At 66.4% G+C, this 15211-nt stretch carries 13 protein-coding genes; 4 read left to right on the top strand and 9 right to left on the bottom strand.

The genetic code is table 11. The features are described 5' to 3' along the window. On the bottom strand, positions 1-742 hold a 742-nt coding region (locus ACEN88_RS10365; protein ID WP_413339357.1), incomplete at its 3' end, for a LysR substrate-binding domain-containing protein. Positions 743-855: 113 nt separating this feature from the next. On the opposite strand from ACEN88_RS10365, the gene ACEN88_RS10370 reads away from it, so the two are divergent. Beyond that, positions 856-1455: an FMN-dependent NADH-azoreductase gene (locus ACEN88_RS10370; RefSeq protein WP_413339359.1), complete on the top strand. Its 600-nt coding sequence runs from the start codon at positions 856-858 to the stop codon at positions 1453-1455. 16 nt (positions 1456-1471) lie between these two features. Here the strand turns inward: ACEN88_RS10370 and ACEN88_RS10375 are convergent, their stop codons facing one another. After that, on the bottom strand, positions 1472-2266 hold the full coding sequence (locus tag ACEN88_RS10375) for an SDR family NAD(P)-dependent oxidoreductase (RefSeq protein ID WP_413339361.1): 795 nt from the start codon (positions 2264-2266) through the stop codon (positions 1472-1474). 11 nt (positions 2267-2277) lie between these two features. Continuing rightward, on the bottom strand, positions 2278-2862 hold the full coding sequence (locus tag ACEN88_RS10380; RefSeq protein ID WP_413339379.1) for an ester cyclase: 585 nt from the start codon (positions 2860-2862) through the stop codon (positions 2278-2280). Between the two features lie 32 nt (positions 2863-2894). On the opposite strand from ACEN88_RS10380, the gene ACEN88_RS10385 reads away from it, so the two are divergent. Continuing rightward, positions 2895-3797: a LysR family transcriptional regulator gene (locus ACEN88_RS10385; RefSeq protein ID WP_413339363.1), complete on the top strand. Its 903-nt coding sequence runs from the start codon at positions 2895-2897 to the stop codon at positions 3795-3797. 111 nt (positions 3798-3908) lie between these two features. Here ACEN88_RS10385 and ACEN88_RS10390 read toward each other — a convergent pair whose 3' ends face one another. The 3 genes from ACEN88_RS10390 to ACEN88_RS10400 all read right to left on the bottom strand — a co-directional run bounded on the left by ACEN88_RS10390 (position 3909) and on the right by ACEN88_RS10400 (position 9755). Further along, on the bottom strand, positions 3909-4865 hold the full coding sequence (locus ACEN88_RS10390) for a S66 peptidase family protein (protein ID WP_413339365.1): 957 nt from the start codon (positions 4863-4865) through the stop codon (positions 3909-3911). A gap of 179 nt (positions 4866-5044) precedes the next feature. Continuing rightward, entirely contained in the window at positions 5045-7807 is a 2763-nt protein-coding gene (locus tag ACEN88_RS10395; protein ID WP_413339367.1) for a TonB-dependent receptor, read from the bottom strand. A 142-nt stretch (positions 7808-7949) separates the two neighbouring features. Next, complete coding sequence (locus tag ACEN88_RS10400) at positions 7950-9755, bottom strand: ABC transporter substrate-binding protein (RefSeq protein ID WP_413339369.1); 1806 nt, start codon at positions 9753-9755, stop codon at positions 7950-7952. 212 nt (positions 9756-9967) lie between these two features. Here ACEN88_RS10400 and ACEN88_RS10405 point away from each other — a divergent pair, with 212 nt between their 5' ends. Beyond that, entirely contained in the window at positions 9968-11206 is a 1239-nt protein-coding gene (locus ACEN88_RS10405) for a nucleoside recognition domain-containing protein (RefSeq protein WP_413339371.1), read from the top strand. 29 nt (positions 11207-11235) lie between these two features. Beyond that, the gene (dacB, locus tag ACEN88_RS10410) at positions 11236-12804 is read left to right on the top strand and encodes a D-alanyl-D-alanine carboxypeptidase/D-alanyl-D-alanine-endopeptidase (protein ID WP_413339372.1); all 1569 of its coding nucleotides are present in this window, start codon (positions 11236-11238) and stop codon (positions 12802-12804) included. 43 nt (positions 12805-12847) lie between these two features. Here the strand turns inward: dacB and ACEN88_RS10415 are convergent, their stop codons facing one another. The 3 genes from ACEN88_RS10415 to ACEN88_RS10425 form a co-directional block, all read right to left on the bottom strand. Further along, the gene (locus tag ACEN88_RS10415; protein ID WP_413339374.1) at positions 12848-13507 is read right to left on the bottom strand and encodes a hypothetical protein; all 660 of its coding nucleotides are present in this window, start codon (positions 13505-13507) and stop codon (positions 12848-12850) included. A 126-nt stretch (positions 13508-13633) separates the two neighbouring features. Next, entirely contained in the window at positions 13634-14242 is a 609-nt protein-coding gene (locus tag ACEN88_RS10420; RefSeq protein WP_413339376.1) for a M15 family metallopeptidase, read from the bottom strand. Further along, the gene (locus tag ACEN88_RS10425; RefSeq protein ID WP_413339378.1) at positions 14239-15144 is read right to left on the bottom strand and encodes a LysR family transcriptional regulator; all 906 of its coding nucleotides are present in this window, start codon (positions 15142-15144) and stop codon (positions 14239-14241) included. The genes ACEN88_RS10420 and ACEN88_RS10425 overlap by 4 nt, the downstream gene beginning before the upstream one ends. Between the last annotated feature and the right edge of the window lie 67 nt (positions 15145-15211).

Genomic DNA, 15211 nt, shown 5'->3' on the forward strand with positions numbered 1-15211 from the left:
GGGCGGCGTCGGCCGGCAGCGCGGCGATGCCCGCGCCGCGGTACGCCATCTCGCGCTGCAACCGGGGCGAATTGCATACCAGCGGTCCCTGCACGACCTGCTCCCAGCGCTCGTCGCCGCGCGCCAGCACCCACGGCAGCGTCGTACCGTCGTGTCCGGTGTAGGCAAGACAGGCATGCTCGACAAGGTCATCGGGCGTCGCCGGTGTGCCATGTTCGGCCAGGTAATCCGGGCTGGCAAACAAACCCTGGCCCACGTCGAACAGCTTGCGCGCGACGAGCGTCGCATCGTCGGGCAGGTGCTGGGCGGCGCGCACGGCCACGTCGAAACGTTCGCTCAGGAGGTCCACGCGGCGCGGGGACAGGTCGATGCGCAGCCGGACGTCCGGATAGCGCGCCTGGAACGCCTGGCAGAAGGCGGCGAAGTCGGATTCGATGAGGTCGGCCGGCATCGACACGCGCAATTCGCCGCGCGGCGTTTCCTGCCGGTGCTGGGCCAGCGCCGCGACTTCTTCCGTTTCGTCGACGAGGCGGCGCGCATGCTCCAGGATGCGCTCGCCGAACGCCGTGATCGCCACGCGCCGCGTGCTGCGCACGAACAGCTTTTCGCCCAGCGCTTCTTCCAGCAGGGTCAGGCGGCGCGACAGCGTCGACTTCGGCAGGTGGGCCCGTTCGGCCGCCTGCGAAAAACTGCCCGCGTCGACGACCCGCACGAACAGGATCAGATCGTTTGCATCCACCATGGCCCAGACTCCCGTCCCATAAATGGAACAATGATATCCGGAAACCCGGCTTAATCCCGTCGAAGAGTCTCAATAGAATGTTCTCCATCGACCCAACACTTCTGGAGAACACGATGAACATCCTGCAAATCAACGGTAGCGCCCGTGCCAACGGTTCGAACTCCACCCGCGTCGCCGACGCGATCACGGCGCGCCTGAAAGCACGTCATCCGGAAGCGACGGTCGAGCTGCGCGACCTGGCGCGCGACCCGCACCCCGTGCTGGACGAAGCCGCGCTGTCCGCGCTGTTCACGCCCGCCGAACAACGCACGCCGGAGCAAAGCGCCCGCGTGGCGCTGGACGATGCGCTGATCGCACAACTGAAAAACGCCGACGTGATCGTGCTGGGCGTGCCGATGTATAACTTCAGCGTGTCCGTGCAAATTAAATCGTGGATCGACGCCGTCGCCCGCGCCGGCCAGACCTTCCGCTACACGGCGAACGGTCCGGAAGGCCTTGTCACCGGCAAGAAAGTCTACGTGGGCCTGGCCAGAGGCGGCATCTACCGCGATACGGAGCGCGACTCGCAGGTGCCGTACCTGAAGGGCGTGCTGGGCCTGATGGGCATGACGGACGTCGAGTTCATCTACGCCGAAGGCGTGAACATGGGCGAGGACCGCGCCAGCGCCGCCTTCGACGAAGTCGCCACGCAGATCGACGAGGTGGTTGCGTAAAGGTCGTGGCGTGAGACTAAGCGATCGTGTCGACCACCCCGCCATCCACCCGCAGCGCCGCGCCCGTCGTGGCCGACGCCTGCGGCGAGCACACGTAGACGATCATGTTCGCCACCTCGTCCACGCTCGCCGCGCGGCGCAGGATGGAGCTGGGGCGGTGGGTGCGCACGAAGTCCGTCGCCGCCTGCTCGACCGACGTATCGGCTTCTTTCGCCGCGTCTTCCAGCATGGCGCGCACGCCTTCCGACAGGGTCGGCCCCGGCAGCACCGCGTTGACGGTGACGCCGCTGCCGGCCGCCAGCTTCGCCAGCCCGCGCGATATCGCCAGCTGCGCCGTCTTCGTCATCCCGTAGTGGATCATGTCGGCCGGGATGTTCAGCCCCGATTCCGACGAGATGAACACGACGCGGCCCCAGTCCCGTTCCAGCATCCCCTTCAGGTAGTGCCGCGCGAGGCGCACGCCCGACATCACGTTCAGCTGGAAAAAATGCTCCCACGTGGCGTCGTCGATCTCGAAGAAATCCTGCGGCCCGTACGTGCCCGCGTTGTTGACGAGGATGTCCACGTGCGGCTCGGCGTTCAGTAGCGCCGCGGCGCCTTCCGCCGTCGCAAGGTCGGCGGCGACGCCACGCAATTGCGCGCCCGGCACCCGCGCCAGCACGGCCGCGCGGGCACGTTCGATGGCATCCACGGAGCGCCCATTGAGGATGACGGTGGCGCCCGCGTCGGCGAGCCCGATGGCGGTCGCCAGGCCGATGCCTGCGGTGGAGGCGGAAACGAGTGCGGTCTTGCCGGTCAAATCGATGTGCATGATGGTCCCTTTCAACGGGCGACGAGGCCCAGTTGCTGCATCAGTGTGAGGTTGTCTTCGATGTGCCAGTTGTCGGCGATCTTCCCGTCCGCGATGCGATAGATGTCGGTGGCGATGAAGTCGATCGCCTGCCCCTGCCCCTGTCTGTCTGCCCACCGTCCCGTGAAATGGCCGTGGAAGCGATAGTGCACGGTGACGCGGTCGCCCGCAACGATCAGTTGTAGCAGGTCGGCCTGCAGATCGGGTATCGCCGTGCGCACGAACCTGGAGGCGGCCAGCGGCCCCGGCACGCCTTGCGCGCGGCCCGGCGGCAGCGTGCGGTCCGTGAAATCGGCTGCGAGCGCGGCGCGGGCAAAGCGTTCGTCGCCAGTGTGCCAGAACGTGGCGTAACGGCGCGCCGCCCGCATTTCCGCGTCACGCTGCGCCGGCGGCAGCGACGGGTCGACGATGACTTGCCGGGCGCTGACGAGTTGTGCGTCCGCGCAGGCGGGCAGCGCTACCAGCACGGCGGCGAGGATAGTAAAAGCTTTCATGGTGATGCTCCTGGTGTCGATGAGCCCATCATAGATTTCACGCTGATCGAAAAATAGCGGCAGAATACGAAATCATTGTTTCCAAAAAGCGCAAGATGGACACGCTCGCCAACAACTTCCCTGCCCTCGTCGCATTCGCGCGAATCGTCTCGGCCGGCAGCCTGTCCGCCGCCGCGCGCGAGCTGGACGTGCCCGTGTCCGTCGTCAGCAAGCGCCTGTCCTTGCTGGAAGCGAGCCTGGGCACGCGCCTCCTGCAGCGCACGACGCGGCGCCAGACGCTGACGGACGAAGGCCGGCTGTTCCACGCGCGCGTGCTGCGCATCCTGGACGAAGTCGAGCAGGCCGAAGCCCTGCTCGCGCAGCGCCGCGACGGCGTGCACGGGCTGTTGCGCATCACGGCGCCGGGCGAATTCGGCCGGCGCTGGCTGGCGCCCATCGCGGCCGCGTTCCAGGAGCTGCATCCGCACGTGACCATCCAGCTCGAGCTGACTGACGCCGTCGTCGACCTGCTGGACAGCGGTCATGACCTCGGCATCCGCTACGGCGCGCTGGAAGCATCCTCGCTCGTCGCGCGCGCGCTGGCGCCGAACTACCGCGTGCTGTGCGCGTCGCCGGCGTACCTGCAGCGCCACGGCGAACCGCGCACGCCGGCCGAACTGGCGGGCCACCGCTGCATCGTGATCGGCGATCAACGCCGCACGGACTGGAAATTCGACGGCGACGAGACCACGCCCGTGCGCGTGGATGCCGCCTTCCTCACGAACGACGGCGGCGCCGCGCAGCAGCTGGCACTGGCCGGCAGCGGCATCGCGCTGAAATCGATCTGGGACGTGGGGGATGACCTGGCCGCGGGCCGTCTGCGGCGTGTGCTGCCGCATCATGCGATGGCGGCGGCGCCGCTGCATGCGGTGTATCCGCACCAGCGGAACCTGGCGCCAAGGGTGCGGGTGTTCGTGGAGTATCTGAAGGAGCGGTTGCAGGAGGCGTGGCGGTGGTAAGCACGACCCGCTACGCTGCAACGTCGTTCCCGCGAAGGCGGGAACCCAAGTTGCTGGCGCTGCGATAACGCATACAAGATTGGGCCCCCGCCTCCGCGAGGGCGACGGTCTTCAGCTAACGGCTGCCCCCAGCAACGTCACCGTCCGCGCCTCCGTATCCAGCCTGCCCCGGATCCCGACCGGCATCGTGAACTGGTTGCGGATATGCCCGAACGAATACCCCGTCACCGCCGGCACGCGCAGCGGCTGCAGGTGCACGTCGAACGTCTCGTCCAAGGTCAGCGACGGCCCGTCGCCCTGCGGCCCGCAGTTCTCGCAGATGCCGATCATGACGCCGGCCGCTTTATCAAAACCGACGGCGAGGTCGAGCTGTGTCATCCAGCGGTCGATGCGGTACGGCTCCTCGTTCACCTCTTCGAGGAACAGCAGGCCGCCCGTGAAATCCGCCGCGTACGGCGTGCCCGCGAGCGCGCTCGCGAGCGACAGATTGCCCCCGATGAGCGGGCCCTCGGCGACGCCTTCGTGCACGGTGCGCGTCGCATACCACGGCTCTTCCAGCGCGCGGCGGTCGTTCTCCGCCGACATCGGGATCGTGTACGAGTCTCTCGGCTCCGTCAGCACGGCCAGCAGGTGCGCCGTCGAATAGTCCGACGGCGTGCTCGATGCGACCGGGCCGTGGAACGTCACGAGGCCCGCGTGGCGGTGGATGGCGAGGTGCAGCGCGGTGATATCGGAGTAACCCAGCAGGACCTTCGGATGGGTGCGGATCAGGCGGTAGTCCAGGTGCCGCAGCAGCGAGATGCAGCCGGACCCGCCGCGGATCGCCCAGATGGCTTTCACTTCGGGATCGCGGAACATCGCGTGCAGGTCGGCGATGCGCGCCGCGACCGTGCCGCCGTAATTGCCCCACACGTCGCGCAGGTACGTGCCCAGCTTGACGCGGAAGCCCAGTGCCTCGATGTGCTGGACCGCCTTCTCGATCGACGCGTCGCTCGTGTAGCCGCCCGGCGCGACGAGGCCGACGACGTCGCCGCGGCGCAGGCGCGGTGGTTTGATCAGTGGTGTCATTGTTCTCGATGCGGACCGTGCAGGCGCGAACGGAAGCAGCAGCGCCGCCGCCATCATCGCGTTGAATCGTCGCCTGCTGTTCATGGAATGAGGTTCAAGTAAAACGGCCCGCGCCGCGGAAGCTTGTGGCTTCCATGGTCGCGGGCCGCAGGTCGTGCCAAGGATACTGGCGCTACCGATTAAAAGAAGCGGTACTTGACGTCGAAGCTCAGCGAGCGGCCGCGCGGGTCGGCCACGCGCGGATCCCAGCCGGCGCCCACGACTTCGTCCACGTTGTGCGCCGTGAACGGCGGGTCGCGGTCGAACAGGTTCTGGATGCCGACGGTGATCGTCGTGTTTTTCAAGTCCGTGTACGTCGTCGACAGGCCCCACGTCGTGTAGCTGGCGACGTGCGGATTGAAGCCCGCCGGCGGCGTGCCCTTGCCGCCGTTCGGCACCTGGTCCTTGTAGCCGTCGCGGTACAGGTTACTGAGCAGGAAGCTCCATGCGCCCTTGTTCACGCTGAACGTGGCATTGTGCTTCCAGCGCAGGTAGATGTCGCGCGTATAAAAATTGCCGACGTATTCGACGTACGGCTGGCCTTCGAACTCGGCGAACTGGTAGCTCTGCGTCCAGGTGCCGTCGAGGGTCGCGTTCCAGCGCCAGCCGTCCGGCAGGTTGCCGCGGCCGCGCAGGCCCACGTCGGCGCCGCGCGTCTTGAGGCCGGCCGCGTTGATCCAGCCCGCGTCGACGTAATCGATGGTACCGTCCGCATTGCGGTGGATGTACTCGCCCAGCGCAGCCGCATTGGCCAGCACCACTTGCGGCGTGCGGTTCAGGATGCGGTCCTTGACGTTGATCGCCCAGTAGTCGACCGACATCGAGAAGTTCGCGTTCGGCTCGACGATGAAGCCCAGGGTGCCCTGCTTGGACGTCTCCGGACGCAGGTTCGGGTTGCCGCCGCTGAAGTAGTTCAGGCGCTCGATCGCGCAGTAGCGCGGGTCGCCCTGGTGGGACGCGCAGCCGACCGGGTCGGACACGCCGTTCGGCAGTTCCTGGTCCAGGCGGCCCGAATACAGCTGGGCGAAGCTCGGCGCCAGGAAGCCCTTGTTGGCCGAACCGCGCAGCATCAGCCAGCTCGTGGGGCGGTAGCTGAACGCGATCTTCGGATTCGTCGTCGCGCCGATCAGGCTGTAGTCGTCGCGGCGCAGCGCCAGCTGCAGTTCCAGGTTCTTCATGACCGGAACCACGAGCTCGGTGTAGATCGCCTTGACGTTGCGGTTGACCGTGTCCTGGTTCGCGTTACCCGGCGCCAGCAGGATCTTGGTCGCGTCGACGTCCTGCGCGAAGCCATAGCCCTCGCGGCGCAGGTCGGTGCCGATCGCGCCCTGCAGCGGGCCGGCCGGCAGTTGCCAGATCTCGCCCGAGATGGAGGCGTTGAACTGCGTGAGCGTCGTCTTGCCGTGCTGGAGGCGGCCGTAGAATTTGGTGCCTTCCAGCGCCTGCATCGCGGCGGCGCTCTGGCCCTGCGACGGCGCGGCGAACGGGTTCACGACGCCGCTGCCCAGCACCTGGTACAGCGCGCTCGTGTAGGCATAGCCGTCGACGAGGTCCGTCTTGGTGTGGCTCTCGCTGTGCGACAGGTCGATCTTGTAGTCCCACTTGCCGGCGAGGATGCCCTCGGCGCCCGTCATCAGGCGCACGGTGTCGGTCGTGTAGTTCTGCGTGCGGTTACCCAGCGGCCAGGCGCGCCATTTGTAGATGATCGGCTTGGTCTTGTCGAACGAAGCGATGTACGGCGACAGGTCCTGGTAATACGGGCCGCCCACCGGATACGCGTTACCGTTCGCGAGCGACGTGGAAATCTGCGCCGGCGTCAGGATCGCCAGCGAATTCGTGTGCGCGGCGACGGCTTCGGCGAACACGCGGTGGTCCGGGTTGACCTGGAACGTGGCGCGGGCGACGCCGTTCGTGCGCTCCGTCGGCAGCTGCATCACGTAGTCGCCGCCGTAGTCGTAGGCGCAGGAATAGGTCGAGCGCAGCGGCGACGTCACGTCCTTCCACAGCGCCGTCGCGTACTGGTTCATGCCCTGCACGCTGTCGCACTTGCCCTGCAGGGAGAGGAGACCCGCCTGCAGGTATTTGTTCGGATCGCCCGGCATCTGGAAGTTCGAGCCCAGCGCGGTGCCGGCGCCCGTCAGCTGGTTGGCGACCGGGGTGCCGGTGGTGTCCGGCGACAGGCCGCGCGCCGGCTGGTAGCCGTTGGCGAACGAGCGCTGGTGCGAATCGAGTTCGTTGTTCCTGTCGTAGCCGACGGCCACCATGACGTTGAAGCGGTCGGTGTCCAGGTTGCCGTGGCCGGCCACGACCTGCAGCCGGCGGGTGGCGCCGCCGCCGTGCTCCGTCCAGTTGCCGGTGGCATTCGCCTGCAGGCCTTCGAAATTCGTCTTGAGGATGAAGTTGATGACGCCGCCGACGGCGTCCGTGCCGTAGATCGCGGACGCACCATCCTTCAGCACTTCGATACGGGCGACGGCCGCCAGCGGGATCGTGTTCAGATCGACCGCCTTGCCGGACAGGCCGTAGCCGGAAATGCGGCGGCCGTTGATCAGCACGAGGGTGCCGGTCGGGCCCAGGCCGCGCAGCGATGCGAACGAGCCGCCGCCGCTGACGCGGTCGGCATCCGCGCCGAACACGTTATTACCTGAAGTCATGTTGTCCGCGCCCGTGCCGTTGGCCGAAATCAGGCGCATCAGCTGTTCCGCGTTCGTGACGCCCTGCTTGTCCAGCTGGTCCATCGTGATCGTCTGCACCGGCAGCGCGCCTTCGGTGGCGATGCGCTTGATGCTGGAACCCGTGATTTCGACGCGCGCGATCGGCTTGTCCGTTTGCGCTTGCTGCGCGACGGCCGGGGCTGCGGTACCGATCACGGCGATCATGGTCGCTAGCTTCTTTAACTTCACGTGGCTCTCCTTGGTGCACGATGACGTTGGCATGAATTGTTGATTCAAAGGTAAGCGCACTGACGCGCGCCCAGCCAATGAAAATTCCGGCGCTGACTATAACTGCAGGGAATATTTCACTAAGTAAATCTAGCAAAAAGTATCACTTCCCTCTTGCAGCACGTGTCCTTTCCGCAACATCGACATCCAGATAACGCCATTGCGTGAATTCGACGGGGTGGCGTTTGTAGTTTTTCAGCCACGGTTGTCGGATATCTGCCGAGAGTACATGCGTCAGCGGTACCCACGGGTTATAGGCGTGGATCAGCTGGTTCATCTCGAAATAGAGCTTCTGGCGCTCGGGACCATCCTTGAGCGCGTGCGCCTGCTCGTAGCGTTCGTTGTAGGCCGGCAGGTTGAAACGGGCGTAGTTGGCGCGGCCGGCGTTGGGGCCGTACAGCAGCTGGTAAAAATTGTCGCCGTCGGGGAAGTCGGCGATCCAGTTACTCTCGAACATCTGCACCTTGCCGAGGCGCGACGCCTTGATGATCTCCGTCTTTTTATCGGACTTGAACACGACGCGCAGGCCGACGGCATTCAGGCATTTGCGCCACAGTTCGTCGCGCAGGCGGCCGCCGACCGTGGCTTCGCTGCTCATCTGCAGCGTCAATGGCTCGGTGCCGCCGCCGTTCGGCTTCGGCTGCCGTCTGAACCCGTCGGAGTCGCGCTTGTCGTAGCCGAAGCGGTCCAGCAGCGCATTCGCCATCGCCGGATCGTACGGGACGGGGCTGCGGTAGTTCGGGTCATAGCCCAGCACGCCAGGCGGCAGCGGCGATTCGGCCTTGATCGCGAACCCCTGTTTCAGCAGGGCGATGTCCTCGGCGCTGTTGTAGCTGAGCGAGATCGCGCGGCGCAGCGCCACCCTCTCCTTCGAATAGCCGCCGAGGACAGGATCCTCCATGTTCATCCACATGTAGTAGGTCTGCAGCACGGGGAAGCGGTACAGCTGCATGCCGCGCGCGGTGAGCTCGGGTTTCAGCTTGCCGTTTTTGATGACCATGTCCGTCATCGATTCCGGCACCTGCTCCAGGTAGTCGTATTCGCCGTTCAGGAAGCCCAGCATGCGGCCCTGGAATTCTTCCGCGATCTTGATGTCGACCTTGTCCACGCGCGGCAGCTTTTGCCCTTCGAGCGCACGCGCGATGGCGCGGTCGCCGGGATCGGCCGCCGGGTCCGTCGCCACGCTGGAGTGAAACACGGACGTCGACGTCGGATTCGCCACAAGGACGATCCGGTCGCTGCGCTTCCAGTCCCCCAGCATGAACGGCCCCGTGCCGACGGGGTGATTGCCGGCCTGGCCCGGATACGCCTCGATCACTTCGCGCGCGACGACACCGGTCGCCGGCGTGGCCAGGTAAAACAGGAAATTGTTATCCGGCTCGGAAAGACGGATGCGCAGCGTGTACCGGTCGACGGCCTGCAGGCCCGGGATGTTCGTCGCGTAGCTGAAACGGTCCTTCCACGCCGCATCGCCCAGCAGTTTTCCCTCGAACATGAACGACCACGGCGATTTCAGGGTCGGGTCATACAGGCGCTGGATGCTGTAGACATAGTCGGCCGCCGTCACCTCGCGCGGCGGCCCCTTGAACGCCGGGTCGGGCGTAAAACGCATGCCGGGGCGGATGTGGAACGTGTACGTCAGGCCGTCGGCGGAGATCTCGGGCAGGTCCTTCGCGCCATTGCCCTGCAGTTTGACGGGGCGCGCGAGGTAGTCGTAGCGCAGCAGCGGATCGAACAGGTTTTCCAGCAGGGACAACGTGGCGATGTCGGACGCGACGGCCGGGTCCATGCCTGTCTCGCTCGTCGACAGGAACATGTGCAGGACCTTGGGTTGCGGCCCTTGCGCGGCGGCGAATGGGGCGAGAGCGGTGAACAGCAGGGAAGCGAGGAAGGAGCGGCGAGTCGGCATGGCGAGGTCCTGGAAGCGTTGCGTATCATAGGCTCAGGCTTTGGACCCAGGCAATACGGCAGCGCGATAACAGAACGCCAAGCTTTCCAGAGGCGCATAACTTTTTTACATATCCCTAGCCCATACTTTCATCAGTGCAGCTTGCTCAGCGCCTATACTCTCCGCTGCACAATCGAGCCCAGGCGGCATGAGCCGCCGAAACTACGACACCCATGGCTTTAAATTACATCTGGATCGGCTTCTTCCTCGTCGGCTTCGTTGCGGCATTGGCCCAATGGATCTTCCTCGGAGACACCGAGATCTTCAAGCGCATCATCGACGGCACCTTCGACGCGGCCAAAATGGGCGTGATGGACATCGCCCTGCCGCTGGCCGGCGTGATGACCCTGTGGCTCGGCATCATGAACATCGGCGAGAAGGCCGGCGCCGTCGGCTGGCTGGCGAAAGTGATTTCTCCCTTCTTTTCGCGCATCTTCCCGGAAGTGCCGAAGGACCACCCGGCTACGGGCCACATGGTGATGAATTTTTCCGCCAACCTGCTGGGCCTGGACAATGCCGCGACGCCGTTCGGCCTGAAGGCGATGGAAAGCCTGCAGACGCTGAATCCGAACAAGGACACGGCCAGCAACGCACAGATCATGTTCCTCGTGCTGCACACGTCGGGCCTTACCCTGATTCCGCTCGCGATCATGGCGCAGCGCGCGATCCTCGGCGCGAAAGACCCGTCCGACATCTTTATCCCGTGCATGATCGCGACCTATGTCGCCACGGTCGCCGGCATCATCGCCGTGTCGATCCGCCAGCGCATCAACCTGCTGAACGGCGTCGTGCTGGGCTGGCTGGGCGGCATGACGGCCGCGATCGCCACGCTGATCTGGTACTTCACGCAATACCTCACCAAGCCGGAAATCGAGACCGTCTCCAAGGTCGCGAGCAATTTGATCCTGTTCTCCATCATCGTCGTGTTAATAGTCGGCGCGATGATTAGGCGCGTGAACGTGTACGAGGCGTTCATCGAAGGCGCCAAGGGCGGCATCCAGACGTCGCTCACGATCATCCCCTACCTCGTCGGCATGCTCGTCGCCATCTCCGTGATCCGCAATGCCGGCGTGCTCGGCTTCGTCGTGCAGGGCCTGGAATGGCTCATCCGCATGGCCGGCCTCGACACCGCGTTCACGCCCGCGCTGCCCACCGCGCTGATGAAGCCGCTTTCCGGCAGCGGGTCGCGCGCGCTGATGATCGACGCCATGAAGACGTATGGTGTCGATTCGTTCGTCGGCCGCCTCGCGTGCATTTTCCAGGGCTCGGCGGATACCACGTTCTACATCGTCGCGCTGTACTTCGGCTCCGTCGGCGTGCGCAAGACGCGCTATGCGATTTCCTGCGGGCTGATCGCCGACTTTGCCGGCATCATCGCGGCCATCTCCGTGGCTTACGTGTTCTTCGGATAATGGCTATAGCAACAACAAAAAGGACAGGCATGCTTCGTCGTCACGCACTGACTCTTCTCTCCGCCGCGCTGCTGGGCAGCGGCATGCCGGCCGCGGCCCAGCTGCAACCGTCACCGCCGGCGTCGATGACGACGCCGCTGCCGATCCCCGTCACGGATGCCCTGCGCGCGGCGGGGATTCCCGAGGATGCCGTGAGCGCGCTCGTCCTGCGCGGCGACAAGACGGTGCTGTCCCACCTGGCCGACCATCCGCTGCACCCTGCATCGACGATGAAACTCGCCACGACCCTGGTCGCCCTCGAGCAGCTGGGCCCCGTGTTCCGCGGCCGCACCGAGATGCGCACGACGGGCGAGGTCAAGGGCGGCGTGCTGCGCGGCGACCTCGTGCTGCGCGGCGGCGCCGACGTCGACCTGTCCACCGAGACGTTGACGACCATGCTGCGCGCCCTGCGCTACCAGGGCATCCGCCGGATCGACGGCAACCTGGTCGTCGACCGCACGCTGTTCAATCCGGCCCGCGCGGACGTCGGCGTGCCGCCGTTCGACGAATCGCCGGAGGCCTATTACAACGCCATCCCGGACGCGCTGTTCGTCAACCGCAACATGCTGCAACTGGACATCCGCTCGACGCCGCGCCCGGACGGCAAACCGGCCACGCGCGTGCGCGTCGCGATGCAGCCCGAGCTCGACGGCGTCACCGTCGACACGGACATGAAGCTCATCGATGCCGACTGCGCCACCTGGGAACACGGGTGGAAGCTGCCGGAAGCCGTGCCGCGTCCGGGCGGCGGCATCAAGGTCGTGCTGCACGGCACGTTCCCGAAAAACTGCGTGGCCAGCGAGTCGATCAACGTGATCGACCGCCAGGAATACGTCGCCCGCCTCGTGCGCCGCCAGTGGAAGACGCTGGGCGGCACCATCACGGGCACGGCCGTCGAGGGCGCCACGCCGCCGGGTGCGCGCCTGCTGGCCGAACACGTGTCGCGCCCGCTGCCGGAAGTCATCCGCGACATCAACAAGCCCTCCGACAACACGCTCGCCCGCCTGCTCTTCCTGAGCCTGGGCGCGCTCGAACCGGACCCCGTGCTGGGCAGCCATCCGCAACCCAACACATCCGGCACGACCCTGACGACGCTTGCCCGCAGCGAGGCCGTCGTGCGCGCCTGGATGCGCACGCACGGCATCGACGACACCGGCTTCGTCGTGGAAAACGGCTCCGGCCTGTCGCGCATCGAAAGCATCACGCCCATCCAGATGGCGGGCCTGCTGCAAGCGGGCCTGCGCAGCAACTGGGCGCCGGAACTCCAGGCCAGCATGCCGATCGCGGCCGTGGACGGCACGATGCGCCGCCGCCTGCACGACAGCCCCGCCGCCAGCCGCGCGCGCCTGAAGACCGGCACGCTGTCCAATGTCGTCGCGCTGGCCGGCTACGTGCCGGATGCGGACGGCAGGCAGTGTGTGCTCGTCGCCTTCGTCAACAGCGACCGGGTCGGCAACGGGCGCGGCCGGGCCGTGCTCGATGCGCTCGTCGATTGGGTCGCGCGGCTGGATGGGACACCGTCGGCGACGGGTATTGCGAACGGTACCGCTACACCGTAATGGTGCCGCTCGCGGTCTCGACGAAGCCGCCGTCGCGTATCACCTACGGCTTGCTGACCTGTCCGGCTGCGGCGAGCGGCGCGTCACCCCCCTCCAGCCACGGCGTTCCCGGCAGATTGGGCTTCGCTTCCACCAGCGACACCTGCGCCTTCGTGTTCGCGCGGATCGAGCGCACGATGTCCAGCATCGTGGTCTCGGTGAATTTTTCCGGTGTGCCGAGCATCATGCCGCCGACCCGGCGCGGCCAGGACAGCCAGCCGCCTTCGGGCTTCGTGAACACGGCGTACATGTCGAGGTGGTAGCCGTTCTTGTACGGGAACAGGCAGGCGACCATGTTCATGTTGTCGCCGCCGCGTACTTGCGGGGCGGCCTTGGCGGTCCAGGCGGCGCCTTCGCAGCTCGGGCTCTTGTCGACGGCGGTACCCGGTGCGGCGCTCGTCGGGTCGGCCATCCTGAAGTGGCCCGGCAGCTCGGTGGCCTCGGCGGCTGGCGTCGCGACGGAGGCTTCCTTCACATTGCGGTTGAGGCCTGCGGTGGCCGCCCCGGCCACGGCCTCGCGTGCGGCGTCGGTCTTGATGTCGAATACGCGGTAGTACTCGACCGTCGTGTCGCGCGCGGCGAACCGGCTGCCGGCGTCGGTGCTGCAACCGGCCAGCGCGGTCATGATCAGCAGGATAAAACCGGACAACAACGAGCTCTTCATCTCTTTCTCCTTCGCGTGGGCGTGGGTCAGTGGACCGATTGTCCCGGCGGAGAAATTCAGGAGAATGAGCTTGCTCAAGCGTGCACGGGTGCCGTCAGCGTGGCGCGACAGCACCGTGCGACGGGGTCAGAGCACGCGGCGGAAAGTCTGGCGCACGAGGTTGCGGTCGCCGCAATCGAAATGCCACCACTCCGTGTTGATGCCGACGAAACCGGCCTGGCACATGGCGTCGCGCAGCAATTGCCGGTTGGCCACCTGCTCTGCCGACAGTTCACCGCTGGCCACAAAGCGGGCTTCCAGCGCGGGATGCGACAGTTCCGTCATGTCGTCGAAGCCCGTGCCCATGTCGAGCTCGCGGCCCTGCTCATCGAGGATCGTGATGTCCAGCGCCATCCCGAACGAGTGGATCGAACCCCGCTGCGGATGCGCGAGATACATCTGCAGATCGGTACCGGCCAGCGCATCCCACAGTTGCTGCTGCACGCGCTGCGGACGCAGCGCATCGAGGACGAGCGGCGTGCAGCCGGGACGTCGGGCCTTCAGCCACGCGACGACGCGCTCCAGCGCAAACGCCGCGTCGCGGTGCAGCCAGGCGCAATCGTAGGGAGAGTACAAATCGCGGCCGACGAAATTGTCCGGGGTCGCGTAGCGCAGGTCGACGGCGATGCCGGCGATGGTCGACAGGTGGCGGAACTCGGGGTGGCCGGCGATGTGCTCGCTGGCGATGGTATTCATGCACATCCTTGATCCAACAAATTGCGCGCCGTGGCGCCGATGCACATGGCCAGTTCACGCGCGCCGTGCGACAGCGGCGCGTGGCTGGCCGTCAGCAGGTACAGCTGGACGGGGATCGTCGGCGCCCACGGGCGGCACTGCACCTTGCCCGGCGCGGCGGACGCGGCCGTGAACGGATCGAGCACCGCCGTGCCCGCACCCGCCTCGACGAGAGATCTCGCGATCTGGTACGTCTGCACGACGGTGCGAAACACCGGGTGCACGTCCTGCGCCTCGCATGCGGCCACGACCATTTCGCCGAGCGGGTCGCGGTCGGCCAGGCCGATCAACTCGCCGCTGAGGCCGGACGGCGTGATCGGTTGCGCGCACTCCGCGTCGGTCCACGTGCCGGCCGGCGCCATCACCATCAGCGCGCCCTGCGCGATCGGCTCCGCTTCGATGCCGGGGTGGCGCGGGTCCTGCAGCGACAGCGCCAGGTCGGCCTCGCCGAGGCGCAACGCGTTCACGATCTCGTTCGTGTGGAACGTGGCGAGCTCGCAGCGGGTCTGCGCGAAGTCGCGGCGCCACACGGTCAGCGCGGCGGGCAGCACGGAGACGGCGATGGTCGGCGTGGAGACGAGCCGCACGGTTTCCTCGGCGCGATTTTTCAGGCTCGCGGCCAGGCGGCGGATGCCCTGCAGGTCGCGATTGAGCTTTTCCGTCTCGGCGAACAGGCGGTGCGCTTCAGGCTTCGGGATCAGCTTGCCGCGCACGCGCTCGAACAGCGGCATGCCCAGTTGCAGTTCGGCGTGCTGCAGGACTTTCGTCACGGCCGGCTGCGAAATGTGCAGGACCTGCGCGGCGCCGCTGATGGTGCCGACCTGCATGATGGCGTGGAAGACTTCGATATGGCGCAGGCGCATCGCTCAGTTCCCGGTCACTGCTGCACGGGGACCGGCGGCGCCGGCGGCACCGGTCCCCGTGCAGCAG

The sequence above is a fragment of the Massilia sp. CT11-108 genome, assembly GCF_047302915.1.
Taxonomy (GTDB): domain Bacteria; phylum Pseudomonadota; class Gammaproteobacteria; order Burkholderiales; family Burkholderiaceae_D; genus Telluria; species Telluria orientalis.